This is a genomic window from Marinobacter salinisoli (genome assembly GCF_017301335.1).
Taxonomy (GTDB): domain Bacteria; phylum Pseudomonadota; class Gammaproteobacteria; order Pseudomonadales; family Oleiphilaceae; genus Marinobacter; species Marinobacter salinisoli.
In genome coordinates this window covers 1,968,761-1,981,385 of the sequence record NZ_CP071247.1, presented here as the reverse complement: position 1 = coordinate 1,981,385, position 12,625 = coordinate 1,968,761, and the positions used below count along the sequence as shown (strand labels likewise).

The following is a 12,625-nucleotide window of genomic DNA, read 5'->3' as shown; positions in this document are numbered from 1 at the left end:
ACCAATCAGCCCGGCGAGGTCCCAGTGCCAAGCTGCTGGCGCAACAGGAACTTCTGGATTTTGCCCGTCGAGGTGGTCGGCAGCGGGCCGAAGATGACTTTTTTGGGCACCTTGAACCGGCTGATGTTGTCCCTGCAGAAGGCAATCAGCTGCGCTTCGTTCAGTTCTGCGTCAGGGCGCAGCTGCACAAAGGCGGCAGGAACCTCTCCCCACTTGGCGTCCTCCATGGCAACCACCGCGGCGAGGGCAACATCCGGGTGCCGGAGAATGACCTCCTCTACCTCAAGGGACGAGATGTTCTCCCCGCCTGAGATGATGACATCTTTCAAGCGATCACGAATCTTGATGTAGCCGTCCGGTTCCATCACGGCCAGGTCGCCGGAGTGAAACCAGCCACCGGCGAATGCTTCTTTGGTGGCCGCCGGGTTGCGAAGATAGCCCTTCATAACGATATTGCCCCGGAACATCACCTCGCCCATGGTTTGCCCGTCGGCAGGGACCGGTTCCATGGTCGCCGGGTCGAGGACTGCGACGTCTTCTTCCAGCGGATAGGTCACCCCCTGACGTCCGTTGAGCCGGACTTGTTCGTCGAGCGGGCGTTGCGCCCAATCATCCTGCTTCGCACAGACCGTAGCCGGGCCATAGGTTTCTGTCAGCCCGTATACATGGGTGAGCGCCACACCGATTTTCTCCATACGCTCCAGCACCGTGGCAGGCGGCGCAGCGCCTGCGATCAACCCGGCAACCGGACGATCGAAGGTGGTGCCCGCGGCACGGGCGGCATCGGCAATCATGGCATGGACAATGGGAGCACCGCAGTAATGGCTGACCTGGTGTTGTGGAATCAGCTCAAGGATAAGCTCGGGGTCAACGCGCCGCAGGCAGACGCTGGTACCCCCGATGGCCGCGAGGGTCCAGGGAAAACACCAGCCATTGCAATGGAACATCGGCAGCGTCCAGAGATAGGTAACGCTGGCGGGCAGGGTCCAGGACAGCACGTTGCTGACGGCGTTCAGGTAGGCACCACGATGATGAGTAACCACGCCTTTGGGATTGCCGGTAGTGCCCGAGGTGTAGCCCAGCGCAATGGCGTCCCATTCGTCGGCGGGCAGGCGCCAGTCGAGTGTCTCGGGCTGGCCGGCCAGCAGCGTTTCATACTCGTGGTTGCCAATGAGCGTCTGCGCACCCTGGCTGGCGTCAGGCACATTGATAATGACCGGAGCGGCCCCGTTCATCCGGGCAAGGGCCATCTCGACAACATCGGCATACTCCGGGTCGACCAGCAGAAACCGTGCGCGACTGTGATCCAGGATAAAGGCCACGGTTGCCGCATCAAGCCGGATATTGATGGCATTGAGCACAGCCCCGGTCATCGGCACGCCAAAATGAGCCTCATACATCGCCGGGACATTGGGCAACATCACGGCCACCGTATCGCCCCGCGAAACGCCGAAATCCTGCAGCAGCGACGCCAGCTGGCAACAGCGAGCGTAGGTCTGTTGCCAGGTGTAGCGTGTGTCGCCGTATATCAGAGCTGTTCTGTGGGGATAAACGGCAGCGGCGCGCCTTATGAAACTCAGGGGGGACAGAGGTACATGGTTGGCGGCGTTTTTACCCAAGCCCTCATCGAACTGACTGACGTCATTCATCACTTATGCTCCCACCTTGACCGCGCCGCACGCCATCGCTATCGGCCCGGCTGCTCCCACGTTGGTTTACGCTTTTCAAGAAACGCGTCGATGCCTTCTCCGGCATCAGGACTCATCATGTTGTCCGCCATCACGGCGCCTGCCAGCTCATAGGCATCAGCCAGCGGCATTTGCAGTTGGCGGTAGAACATCGTCTTGCCAAATCGAACCGCTGCCGGGCTCTTGCTCAGGATCACCTCAACCTTTTCAGCGACGGCGGCATCCAGATCGGAGTCCTCCGCCACACCGCTCAGGAGGCCCCAGCCCATCGCGGTGTCCGCATCGATAAAATCCGCCGTAACCAGCATGTCAAACGCGCGCTTCGCGTTGATATTGCGGGACAGGGCCACCGCGGGGGTTGAACAGAACAGCCCGACGTTGATGCCAGACACCCCGAAAGTGGCCGATCGGGCCGCAATAGCCAGATCACAGCTGGCCACGAGCTGACAGCCGGCCGCCGTGGCCATGCCCTGAACCCTGGCAATCACGGGCACCGGCAGGTTGACCAGGCCCTGCATCACCCGACTGCAGCGCCGGAATAACCCCTGGTAATAGTCGTGATCGGGATGGGCGCGCATTTGCCGCAGGTCGTGTCCCGCACAGAAACCTCGGCCATTGGCGCCGATGACCACACATCGCACCGAGGGATCGGACGCGATGTTATCCAACTCGTGTTGCAATGCATCCAGCAAGGACTCGGAGAGCGTGTTGAATTTGTCCGGGCGATTTAACGTCAGATAGACCGCGCCCTCCTTATCCTCTCGGAGAAGCTCGGCCGCCACTGACTGGGTGTCACTCATAAGTTATCTCCGCCAAGCGCCCCCTGGTAGCGACGCCTGATTAAGAATAATTGTTCTAAAGATAGTTGATTTTGACGTCCGCAGTGATGGAGTTGCGAATGAAACAGTTGCTGTGAGCACTGCTGTGCATTCGTTCGAGCGCCTTCTGGTCAGGCATCTTGTCACCACCGAACGTGATTCGCGGTGACAGCTCAATGCGGGTCACCGCCTTCCCCTTCTTTTCCATGTTTTCCAGGTAGCCTTTGGGGTCGTCCTCATAGGATTCCACCCGATAGCCCTGAAAATCCGCGATGGCGAGGAAAAACAGCATGTGGCAACTGGATACCGCGCTCACCAGCATTTGCTCCGGGTCCGCGCATTGCGGATCACCCTTGAATTCTTCGGAGGCCGAAACACAGATTTGCTGGCCGCCGTTCAAGATGACGTGGTGGTTGCGAGAGTAGGTGTCTGACTCTGATTCGTGGTCAGCACGCTGCCAGCGGATAGCGGCCTGATGGGTGGACATGACGTCGGCTCCTGTGGGTTCTGAGCCTTCATCATAGAAACGGTTAAGCCGGGCGTAAAACGAGGATTACTATCCGGTTGCATTAGCCAGGCTAATGCAAATCAACTGACAGGGGGGGGCAGACAACTGGTGCCATGCGGATGTGCGCCCTGCGCATCGCCCCTCAGACGGAACGAATACGCAGGGTTGATCACGATTTTAGAGTAACTCGCCGTTCGCTTCGGCCGGCGCCTCGGCCACTTTCTTTTCCGTCTTCGGCATCAGCTTGTCACGGACCTTGGCTTCGATTTCGGTGGCCAGATCCATGTTTTCTTCCAGGAACTTGCAGGCATTCGCCTTGCCCTGGCCGATCTTGTCGCCGTTGTAGGAATACCAGGCGCCGGACTTGTCCACAAAGCCCTCTTTCACGCCCATGTCCAGAACTTCGGCCATGTGATAGATGCCCTTGCCGTACATGATCTGGAACTCGGCCTGACGGAACGGAGGGGATACCTTGTTCTTAACCACCTTCACGCGGGTTTCGTTACCCACCACTTCGTCGCCTTCCTTCACAGCACCGATGCGACGGATATCCAGACGAACGGAGGAGTAAAACTTCAGCGCGTTACCACCGGTGGTGGTTTCCGGCGAACCGAACATGACACCGATCTTCATACGGATCTGGTTGATAAACACCATCAGGCAGTTGGCGTTCTTGACGTTGCTGGTCAGCTTACGCAGCGCCTGGGACATCAAACGCGCCTGCAGGCCCACGTGGCTGTCACCCATCTCGCCTTCGATTTCCGCCTTCGGCGTCAGTGCCGCAACCGAGTCCACGATGATCACGTCTACCGCGTTGGAGCGCACCAGCATGTCGGCGATTTCCAGCGCCTGCTCACCGGTGTCCGGCTGGGATACCAGCAGGTCGTCCACGTTTACGCCCAGTTTTTCGGCGTAGATCGGGTCAAGCGCGTGCTCGGCGTCGACGAAGGCACAGGTCTTGCCCTGCTTCTGGGCTTCCGCAATTACTTGCAGTGTCAGCGTGGTTTTACCGGAGCTTTCCGGTCCGTAGATTTCTACGATACGACCATAAGGCAGGCCACCAATACCCAGCGCCACATCCAGCCCCAGAGAGCCGGTGGATACCGCAGGAATGGCCTCGCGGGGCTGATCGCCCATTTTCATCACGGCGCCCTTGCCAAACTGGCGCTCGATCTGGCCCAGTGCTGCGCTTAATGCTTTCTTGCGGTTATCGTCAGACATCAGTGCAAAACCCTCTGTTGCTGTTACCACCTGTCAACCAGCCGGACCGGTAGTGGATTCCAATGGTGGGGAAGCTGTACAGCAGATACAGTAATTCCCTGTATATTTGAACAGTATTAAAACACAACCCGAAAAAGAGACCAACCCCCTTTGCGTGTCTTCCTGTATATCCTTTTTCAAAATCGGTATCAGGCATCCTGTAAATAGCCGTGCACCTGCTGAAGGCCATACACGACAGCCTGCCGACGCACCTGATCGCGATCTCCGGAAAACTGTTTCAATGCTGTCTGTGTAGACTCGGCATTAGACCCCCAGGCGAACCACACTGTCCCTACGGGCTTGTCCGGACTTCCACCCCCGGGGCCTGCTACACCGCTAATAGCCACCGCGACGCTGGCACCTGACTTGGCAAGGGCGCCGGCCACCATCTCTCGCACCACCGGCTCACTAACGGCACCGTGCATCTGTAACGACTCGCTGGTAACTCCCAGCCAACCGTGCTTGGCCTCGTTGCTGTAGGTCACCAGCCCGCCAAGCACATAGGCCGACGAGCCTGCCCGATCGGTCAGAACCTTGGCCACCCAGCCACCGGTGCAGCTTTCCGCGGTGACAATGGTTCGCCCCTTCGACTCCAGCAGCTCTCCCAGCCTTGCAGCCGCCTGGTTCAGTTCCTGATCGCTGGTCACCATCATGCTCTCCTCATTTCATCCCGACGGTTATTTTCTTACAATTGCCCACCTCATCCAAAGCAGTCAATCCGGAAGCCTCCATGTCAGCAGCTCAAACCGACCTGTCCCAGCACACGCCCATGATGCGGCAATACCTCAAGATCAAGGGTGAACATCCAAACGAGATGGTGTTTTACCGCATGGGGGACTTCTACGAGCTGTTTTATGACGACGCCAAGAAAGCCGCGGAGCTCTTGGATATTACGCTGACGGCCCGGGGCCAGTCCGGCGGCAATCCGGTCCCCATGGCCGGCATTCCGTTCCACGCAGCCGAAGGCTACATCGCCCGCCTGGTGCGCGCCGGCGTGTCCATTGCCGTTGCTGAGCAGATTGGCGACCCGGCCACCAGCAAAGGACCTGTCGAACGCCAGGTCGTGCGCGTCGTAACACCGGGCACCCTGAGTGACGACGCCTTTCTGGAAGACCGGCGTGACAACCTTCTGGTGGCGATTTACAGCCACCGGGAACAGTTTGGCTTTGCCTCACTGGATATCTCCAGCGGCCGTTTTTCGGTTTCTGAACTGGAAAACCTGGAGGCCCTGCAGGGCGAATTGCAGCGCCTGCGCCCGGCCGAAATCCTGATCAGCGAAGACTTCCCTTATGAGGAAATCCTTGAGGGCTTCACCGGCATCCGCCGTCAGGGGCCGTGGCTGTTCGAAGCCGACACGGCGCGCCGGGTGATTACCTCGCAGTTGCAGGTTCGCGACCTGACTGGTTTCGGCTGCGAGGACCTCAACCTCGCCATTTGCGCTGCCGGCTGCCTGCTGCAATACGCCAAGGAAACCCAGCGTACCGCCCTGCCGCATATCCGCAAACTGACCCGCGAACGTCGGGACGAAGCGGTGATTCTGGATGCGGCCAGCCGGCGCAATCTGGAAATCGACACCAACCTCATGGGCGGGCACCAGTACACGCTGGCCTGGGTGATGGACCGCACCGCAACCGCCATGGGTGGACGGGAACTCAAGCGCTGGCTGAACCGCCCCCTGCGCGATGTGACCATAGTCAAGCAACGCCAGCAGGCGGTTTCGGCACTGCTGGATGGTTTCCATTACGAACCCGTTCATGACCACCTGAAAGCCGTCGGCGATATCGAACGGGTGCTGTCCCGTGTGGCCCTGCGCTCGGCCCGCCCGAGGGACCTGGCCCGCCTGCGCGACGCGTTTCAGGTGCTTCCGGACCTGCAGGAAACGCTCAAGCCGGTGAACTCCCACCACATTGTCAAGCTAGCGACGATCGTCAGCGAGTACCCACAGCTGGCCGATCTGTTGGAGCGGGCGGTGATCGACAACCCGCCCGTGGTGATCCGCGACGGTGGCGTTATTCGTGAGGGCTTCGATGAAGAACTGGACGAACTGCGCAACATCAGTGAAAACGCCGGCCAGTACCTGCTCGATGTGGAAACCCGCGAGCGCGAACGCACTGGCATCAGTACTCTGAAAGTCGGTTACAACCGGGTCCACGGCTACTACATCGAAATCAGCCGGGCCCAGTCCGACCAGGCGCCGGCGGACTATATCCGCCGACAGACCCTGAAAAACGCCGAGCGCTTCATCACCCCGGAGCTGAAAGAATTCGAAGACAAGGCGCTCAGCGCCAAAAGCCGGGCACTGGCCCGGGAAAAGGCTCTGTACGACGAGGTTCTGGAAACCGTGGCGGCCGAACTGGCGCCGCTGCAGGATGCCGCCCAGGCGCTGTCAGAACTGGATGTGCTGGCCAACTTTGCCGAGCGCGCCACCAGCCTGCGCTTTACCCCGCCGGAATTCACTGAAACTCCGGGCTTCGACATCGAGGAAGGCCGTCACCCGGTGGTGGAGCAACTGCTGGATGAGCCATTTGTGCCCAACAACCTGCTGATGGACACCAAACGCCGCATGCTGGTGATCACCGGCCCGAACATGGGCGGTAAGTCGACCTACATGCGCCAGGCGGCACTGATTGCCCTGCTGGCCTACACCGGCAGCTTCGTCCCGGCCAACCGGGCGGTGCTGGGGCCGGTAGACCGGATTTTCACCCGGATGGGTTCCTCCGATGACATCGCCGGCGGACGCTCCACCTTCATGGTAGAGATGACCGAAACCGCTAATATCCTGCACAACGCCACCGAATACAGTCTGGTGTTGATGGACGAAGTCGGCCGTGGCACGAGCACCTTCGATGGTTTGTCACTGGCATGGGCCACGGCCGAACACCTGGCGAAGAACATCCGTTGCTACACCTTGTTCGCGACCCACTATTTCGAGCTGACCCAGCTGGCTGACGACCTCGAACACGCCGTGAACGTTCACCTGACCGCCACCGAGCATGATGACAACATCGTGTTCCTGCATAACGTGCACGAAGGCCCCGCCAGCCAGAGTTACGGGCTTCAGGTCGCCAAGCTGGCCGGTGTTCCCCAGGACGTCATCCGGAACGCCAAGGACCAGCTGGCACACCTCGAAAGCAGCACCGTGCCGGCCAGTGGCGAGTCGTCTGCCGGGCAGCCCGTTCCAAGCGTGGAAGCGGCCACAGCGAAACAACCGGCAGCGTCCGAGCCCGCCTTCCAGGGCGACATGTTCGCCTCACTGGAGCCGAGCGCTGTCGAGGAAGCACTGAAGAGCGTCGATGTCGACGGGCTAAGCCCCAGAGAAGCGCTCAACCAGCTCTATGAGCTGAAACAACTGCTGCGCAAATAGCGGTGCGCCACACAGTTTTCGGGCCAGGCATAAACATATGCCGGCCCGGCGCTTGCGGCCCTTGAAGCCGCTCCCTACAATATCGCGCAGAAAAACATAACCTTGGAGCCTGTTTTCAAGCTCCCGATGAGATAGACCACTGGACCAGGGATCTGATTATGGCGTTTATCGTTACTGATAACTGCATCAAGTGTAAGTACACCGACTGCGTAGAAGTGTGCCCGGTAGACTGTTTCTACGAAGGCCCGAACTTTCTGGTAATAGACCCGGACGAGTGCATCGACTGCGCCCTGTGTGAGCCGGAGTGCCCGGCGGAAGCAATCTTCTCTGAAGATGAATTGCCGGCAGATCAGGCCCAGTTCGTGGAAATCAACGCGGATTTGGCCGGCAAGTGGCCGAACATCACCGAGAAGAAAGACCCGTTGCCTGATGCCGAGGAATGGGATGGCAAGCCGGACAAGCTTCAGTATCTGGAGCGCTGAGTCCGCACCAGCATCGGCGCAGAAAAAGGGAAGCCTCGGCTTCCCTTTTTTAATGGCGGGTCTGCGAACGCTATGTCTGGGACAGACCGGCTGCCCGGGGTTACTCGTTGGCGCCTTTCGAATCCAGCTTGGGTATCGGCGGCGACGGATAGCGATGGGAACCGAACCGGACAGCGAGATTGGCCAACGCCAGCAAGAGAATGGAACCGGTGATGTACAGGAGCTCGATACCGGGATCGTGATGGTGAGCCTGGATATCGCCGATCAGCATTCGGGTTAATGCCGTGATGCCCACATAAATCAAAAACCGGGTCGGCATGTGGTTGGTCTTGAAGTAGATTCCAACCATGGCACCCAGTTCGAGATAGATGAACAGCAACAGGATATCCGAAATCGACGCGCCACCCTCACTCGCCATGTCGATAAAGGCCATGACCGCAGACCAGAAGATGGCGCCGCCGATGGCAAACAGGGCAATGTAGTGAAACAGGTCCACCATGAGGTTGCCGAACGGATCCGTTACCCGGCGCAGCTTGTTGTCGATTTCCTCGGATTTTTGTTCGTAGCTCATCTCTATCCCTTCATTCAACACGCAACACGCCTGAATTCAGGCCCCGGGCCACAGATCATGATTAAACGCAGTATAGGCAACGGCACAGCCCTTGGGTGGATTCCAGCTGGCACCCGGAGCACACCATGAGAAAATCGATAGCACTGGCAACGCTCATCGCTCTGTTGCTGACAGGAATCGCATTCCAGCACTACATCACGTCGCTACCTGACCTGGAAGAGCCGGTCACCATCAGCCAGGCGAGGTTCAGTCCGGATGGAAGCTCGATATCGGTTTCATTCAGGGATAAAGACGGCACGGTTTTCCAGTTTGGCATCCGGGGCAGTACCGGCGACAACCCCGAGTCGTTTCCTGTGTTTTATATCCGCAATCCAGAGCTGGTGCCCTACGTTTACTGGCCCGGCATCGGCGGCCCCGATGAAAGAGCCCTGTTACGGATTCTGGACGGCTGGATCGAACGACATCTGGCGCCGGAACTGAGGGCCAGGCTCGAGCAGAACGACACTGAAGGCTTCGACCAGTCCGAGATGGAACTGGCGGCGGTGTATGAAATCTATGACATTCTGCGGCAAAGGCACCCCCGCTGATCGGTGGGCTGGCCGTGGCCGGCAGCCCACCCCGTGCTGTTACGCAACGGATCAGTACGCGCCCTCGCTGTAAATCAGCTCATAGCTGTGGCTGTAGATTTCCAGGATGTTGCCAAACGGGTCTTCCATGTAAATCATGCGATAAGGCTTCTCGCCAGGGTAGTAGTAACGAGGCTTTTCCATGCGCTTCTTGCCACCGGCGGCGACAATGCGCTCAGCCAGCTCTTCCACGTTCGGGTCCTGTACGCAGAAATGGAAAACACCGGTTTTCCAGTATTCGAAGTTGTCTTCCGGGTTGGTCTGGTTTTTGAACTGAAACAGCTCGACACCGATCCGGTCCCCGGTCGAGAGGTGAGCAATTCGGAAGCTGCCCCAACCGGGGCCAAACACGTCCGTGCACATTTCCCCGATGGCACTGTCGTCTTCCTCGATGTCGGTGGGCTCCATAATCAGGTACCACCCCATTACCCCGGTATAGAACTCAACCGCTTTTTCCAGATCCGGAACGGAAATACCGATGTGTGAAAAGTTGCGCGGGTACACGTTGCTCATGACTTCTCCTCCTGTGTGAACGTTGGGAGGAGCTTACAAAGCACAGATAATTACGTAAAATTATCATTTGTCATTTAAATGAGTATTTTTTGTGATGTTTAATACCACATGGTTGCGAACCTTCTGCACCCTGATCGATGTTGGAAATTTCACCAGAACGGCGCAGCGGCTTCACATGACGCAATCGGGGGTCAGTCAGCACATCCGCAAGCTGGAGGAGCAACTCGGTGTGGAGCTGCTGGTCAGGCAGGGCAAACAGTTTTCCCTCTCCGATGCCGGTGAACGACTCTTCCGTGAAGCCAGTGATGTCCTGTTGGCGCTTTCTAACCTGGAGCACAAAGTCACCGATGACCCCGCCTATGAGGGCCGTGTGCGGCTGATGTCGCCGGGTAGCGTGGGGCTCAAGCTTTACCCCCACCTGCTTGCTTTGCAGGGCAAGCATCCTGAACTCATCATCGATTACCGCTTTGCCCCCAATTCGGATGTAGAGAACGCCATTGCCGATGCCGCTGTCGACATTGGCTTTATGACCGCCCCTTCCACACTGGCTGACGTGGAGTGCCAACCGGTTGCCGAGGAACCGCTGCTGCTGGTCACCCCTGCGACTGTAGAAGACCCGAGCTGGGACACCCTCGCCGCGCTCGGTTTCATCGACCACCCGGACGGCAGCCATCATGCGAATTTGCTTCTGGGCGCCAACTATCCGGAGTTCCAGCACAGCGATCTGCTTACCCACAAAGGCTTTTCAAACCAGATCAGCTTGATTCTGGAACCGGTGAGCATGGGATTGGGGTTTACCGTGTTACCGTTGTACGCTGTAGAAGCATTCCAGAAGCGCGAGCGGATCAAGGTACAGCAACTGTCAAACCCAGTTCGTGAAACGCTTTATCTCTGTACTCATCGCAAAAGGGCGCTGCTGCGCCGGATGAATACGGTCATCGCTGAAGCCCGGAAGTGGCTGTAAAGTGACGGCAACGAACCACGTCATATCCAGAGGTTATGCGGCATGAAAAAGGACGAAACGCCGAACAAGGCTCGCCACCAGGACATTGAAACCCGCTTCGAGTCGTTTCTCTGGCGCTCACGATTACTGGTGATGCTGGCCGTCGTGCCCAGCCTGCTTGGCGCGGTAATACTTTTCCTGATCGGCACGATCGATATTATCAAGGTGTTTCTCGATGCCTTTGCCTACTATTTCTCCAGCGGCGCCGGGGATATTCACGACACCGTTGTGCCCAATATCATTCTGGCCGTGGATATCTACCTGATTGCGATCGTTCTGTTGATTTTTGGCTCCGGCGTTTACCGGTTATTTGTGTCCCCGATTGATCAGGCCGAAGCGTCTGAACCCAGCCACCCCTTTAACGTGCAGTCCTTTGACCAGCTCAAAGACAAGATTGCCCGTGTCGTTATCCTGGCGGTCATCATCGAATTCTTCCGGGCGGTCGTGGACATCCGGTTCCAGACGCCCCTGGATGCCATTTACCTCGCCCTGTCCGTGCTGGTTCTGGCCGGCGGCCTGTACCTGATGAGCCATGCCCAGCGCAAAGACAGCGGCCACTGACGCCCTACCGATACCCTCGCATCAACGGAGGGCTTACCGGAAGTCCTGCTACACCAGGGCTTCCAGATCTGCATAAAGGTCTGCCGCATCCGTCACACGGGCCAGCCAGCTCAGCGGTATGCCCTGCTTGAAACCGACACCATGGATAGCCGCCATGACCGGGCCAATGATCCAGGCCCGCCCGCAGGAATCACCCCCACACTGAATGTTGGCCCGGATGGCCTCGGTGTAGGACTTGGCCTGGCTGACGATATGAAAGATGACCGGCATGGCCTCGTGGAGATAGCAGGTGCGGCCGAAGGTGTCTCCGGCCTTGATCGGATCGAGGGCTGAGTCCGCGCAGGCCAGATCGATGTTGCGCCGATCTGGCGCCTTTTTCGCAGCGCTCTCCATCGCCTCCGACAGTGGACGCCCCAGAAACACTCCTTCCAGAAGCTGCGCTGCACAATGGGCCCAGGCGACCGCCTCATCGCTGTTATTGGTCACCCGCACTGCCGCTTCGACACGCTTCATCAAATCAGCGTGTCCGGCACAGCAGGCAACCAGAGGCGCCAGCTTGGAGACCGCAGGCAACTGAGTGTCGTCCGCGCCGCTCTCCGGCGACAGTTCCCGATCAATGGTTTCCGCGAGAAACACGCCCGCGTCCTGAATCCGGGTTTCCTGATAGGTCAGATTGATGGCTTCACGAACGGGCGCCGCCAGCTCACTGCCACTGAGACGCCGGACATAGGGCATGACCTTCTGCACAAGAACGCGTTTCTGCTTATCCGTCAGCTCCGTATCGAGGGACGAATAGGCCTGCTCGATCGCTTTCTGCTCGTTGGTGGCGAGATTGATGAGTGTCCATCGGGTCGGGTTATCGATAAAACCCTGCCACTGCCCGCCCGGGCCAAAATGGTTCACGAAGCGACGCTGGTAATCCCGGGTGTTCAGTTCGCCATGATTGGCAAGTAGGCTGTCGGTGAGCACTTTGGTTGCCGCACCGTAATGACTCACATCACCGGCCGTCTTGCCTTCGTGGGCGAAGAAGCCGAACACACCTTCGAAGTAGTCCGCCCGGGGCGGGAGGAACTCGGGTTCCTGACCGCCCACCTCCAGAATGCGATTGCTGTTGTAGAGCCAGTGCAGGCCCAGGCTTGCGGCGTCCGCCACCCAACCTCCGGCTACCGCAGCAATCATTCGGGTTCGCCTGTCTTCACGCTGTTCTTCGTTCATCAGGAGCTCCCTTCAG

General features: G+C 58.6%; 13 protein-coding genes. 5 read left to right on the top strand and 8 right to left on the bottom strand.

What is annotated here, in order from left to right; translation table 11 throughout:
• Positions 1 to 5: 5 nt before the first annotated feature.
• The 5 genes from LPB19_RS09040 to pncC form a co-directional block, all read right to left on the bottom strand.
• The gene (locus tag LPB19_RS09040) at positions 6 to 1,649 is read right to left on the bottom strand and encodes an acyl-CoA synthetase (protein WP_206642606.1); all 1,644 of its coding nucleotides are present in this window, start codon (positions 1,647 to 1,649) and stop codon (positions 6 to 8) included.
• A 38-nt stretch (positions 1,650 to 1,687) separates the two neighbouring features.
• Positions 1,688 to 2,488 carry an enoyl-CoA hydratase gene (locus tag LPB19_RS09035; protein WP_206642605.1) on the bottom strand — a complete coding sequence of 267 codons (801 nt, stop codon included), beginning with the start codon at positions 2,486 to 2,488 and terminating at the stop codon, positions 1,688 to 1,690.
• Positions 2,489 to 2,543: 55 nt separating this feature from the next.
• Positions 2,544 to 2,993, bottom strand: a complete 450-nt coding sequence (locus tag LPB19_RS09030; RefSeq protein ID WP_206642604.1) for an OsmC family protein — start codon at positions 2,991 to 2,993, stop codon at positions 2,544 to 2,546.
• Positions 2,994 to 3,191: 198 nt separating this feature from the next.
• The gene (gene recA, locus LPB19_RS09025; protein ID WP_206642603.1) at positions 3,192 to 4,235 is read right to left on the bottom strand and encodes a recombinase RecA; all 1,044 of its coding nucleotides are present in this window, start codon (positions 4,233 to 4,235) and stop codon (positions 3,192 to 3,194) included.
• Positions 4,236 to 4,423: 188 nt separating this feature from the next.
• Positions 4,424 to 4,924, bottom strand: a complete 501-nt coding sequence (gene pncC / locus LPB19_RS09020; RefSeq protein ID WP_206645747.1) for a nicotinamide-nucleotide amidase — start codon at positions 4,922 to 4,924, stop codon at positions 4,424 to 4,426.
• Between the two features lie 80 nt (positions 4,925 to 5,004).
• Here pncC and mutS point away from each other — a divergent pair, with 80 nt between their 5' ends.
• Positions 5,005 to 7,638: a DNA mismatch repair protein MutS gene (gene mutS, locus LPB19_RS09015; protein ID WP_206642602.1), complete on the top strand. Its 2,634-nt coding sequence runs from the start codon at positions 5,005 to 5,007 to the stop codon at positions 7,636 to 7,638.
• 158 nt (positions 7,639 to 7,796) lie between these two features.
• The gene (gene fdxA / locus LPB19_RS09010) at positions 7,797 to 8,120 is read left to right on the top strand and encodes a ferredoxin FdxA (protein WP_206642601.1); all 324 of its coding nucleotides are present in this window, start codon (positions 7,797 to 7,799) and stop codon (positions 8,118 to 8,120) included.
• A 100-nt stretch (positions 8,121 to 8,220) separates the two neighbouring features.
• Here fdxA and LPB19_RS09005 read toward each other — a convergent pair whose 3' ends face one another.
• Positions 8,221 to 8,691: a phosphate-starvation-inducible protein PsiE gene (locus tag LPB19_RS09005; protein WP_206642600.1), complete on the bottom strand. Its 471-nt coding sequence runs from the start codon at positions 8,689 to 8,691 to the stop codon at positions 8,221 to 8,223.
• A gap of 125 nt (positions 8,692 to 8,816) precedes the next feature.
• Here LPB19_RS09005 and LPB19_RS09000 point away from each other — a divergent pair, with 125 nt between their 5' ends.
• A complete protein-coding gene (locus tag LPB19_RS09000; protein ID WP_206642599.1) occupies positions 8,817 to 9,278 on the top strand; it encodes a hypothetical protein in 462 nt (153 codons plus the stop codon).
• 51 nt (positions 9,279 to 9,329) lie between these two features.
• On the opposite strand, the gene LPB19_RS08995 is transcribed toward LPB19_RS09000, so the two are convergent.
• Positions 9,330 to 9,830 carry a lactoylglutathione lyase family protein gene (locus LPB19_RS08995; protein WP_206642598.1) on the bottom strand — a complete coding sequence of 167 codons (501 nt, stop codon included), beginning with the start codon at positions 9,828 to 9,830 and terminating at the stop codon, positions 9,330 to 9,332.
• A gap of 94 nt (positions 9,831 to 9,924) precedes the next feature.
• On the opposite strand from LPB19_RS08995, the gene LPB19_RS08990 reads away from it, so the two are divergent.
• Both LPB19_RS08990 and LPB19_RS08985 read left to right on the top strand, forming a co-directional pair.
• On the top strand, positions 9,925 to 10,794 hold the full coding sequence (locus tag LPB19_RS08990; RefSeq protein WP_206642597.1) for a LysR family transcriptional regulator: 870 nt from the start codon (positions 9,925 to 9,927) through the stop codon (positions 10,792 to 10,794).
• A gap of 42 nt (positions 10,795 to 10,836) precedes the next feature.
• Positions 10,837 to 11,394 (top strand): YqhA family protein, encoded by a 558-nt coding sequence (locus tag LPB19_RS08985; protein WP_206642596.1) that lies wholly within the window; start codon positions 10,837 to 10,839, stop codon positions 11,392 to 11,394.
• 48 nt (positions 11,395 to 11,442) lie between these two features.
• Here the strand turns inward: LPB19_RS08985 and LPB19_RS08980 are convergent, their stop codons facing one another.
• The gene (locus LPB19_RS08980) at positions 11,443 to 12,609 is read right to left on the bottom strand and encodes an ADP-ribosylglycohydrolase family protein (RefSeq protein ID WP_206642595.1); all 1,167 of its coding nucleotides are present in this window, start codon (positions 12,607 to 12,609) and stop codon (positions 11,443 to 11,445) included.
• Positions 12,610 to 12,625: the final 16 nt, after the last annotated feature.

Coding starts and splice junctions, on each gene's coding strand:
- LPB19_RS09040 (WP_206642606.1), bottom strand. CDS start 1,649: ATGAATGACGTCAGTCAGTTCGATGAGGGCTTGGGTAAAAACGCCGCC.
- LPB19_RS09035 (WP_206642605.1), bottom strand. CDS start 2,488: ATGAGTGACACCCAGTCAGTGGCGGCCGAGCTTCTCCGAGAGGATAAG.
- LPB19_RS09030 (WP_206642604.1), bottom strand. CDS start 2,993: ATGTCCACCCATCAGGCCGCTATCCGCTGGCAGCGTGCTGACCACGAA.
- recA (WP_206642603.1), bottom strand. CDS start 4,235: ATGTCTGACGATAACCGCAAGAAAGCATTAAGCGCAGCACTGGGCCAG.
- pncC (WP_206645747.1), bottom strand. CDS start 4,924: ATGGTGACCAGCGATCAGGAACTGAACCAGGCGGCTGCAAGGCTGGGA.
- mutS (WP_206642602.1), top strand. CDS start 5,005: ATGTCAGCAGCTCAAACCGACCTGTCCCAGCACACGCCCATGATGCGG.
- fdxA (WP_206642601.1), top strand. CDS start 7,797: ATGGCGTTTATCGTTACTGATAACTGCATCAAGTGTAAGTACACCGAC.
- LPB19_RS09005 (WP_206642600.1), bottom strand. CDS start 8,691: ATGAGCTACGAACAAAAATCCGAGGAAATCGACAACAAGCTGCGCCGG.
- LPB19_RS09000 (WP_206642599.1), top strand. CDS start 8,817: ATGAGAAAATCGATAGCACTGGCAACGCTCATCGCTCTGTTGCTGACA.
- LPB19_RS08995 (WP_206642598.1), bottom strand. CDS start 9,830: ATGAGCAACGTGTACCCGCGCAACTTTTCACACATCGGTATTTCCGTT.
- LPB19_RS08990 (WP_206642597.1), top strand. CDS start 9,925: ATGTTTAATACCACATGGTTGCGAACCTTCTGCACCCTGATCGATGTT.
- LPB19_RS08985 (WP_206642596.1), top strand. CDS start 10,837: ATGAAAAAGGACGAAACGCCGAACAAGGCTCGCCACCAGGACATTGAA.
- LPB19_RS08980 (WP_206642595.1), bottom strand. CDS start 12,609: ATGAACGAAGAACAGCGTGAAGACAGGCGAACCCGAATGATTGCTGCG.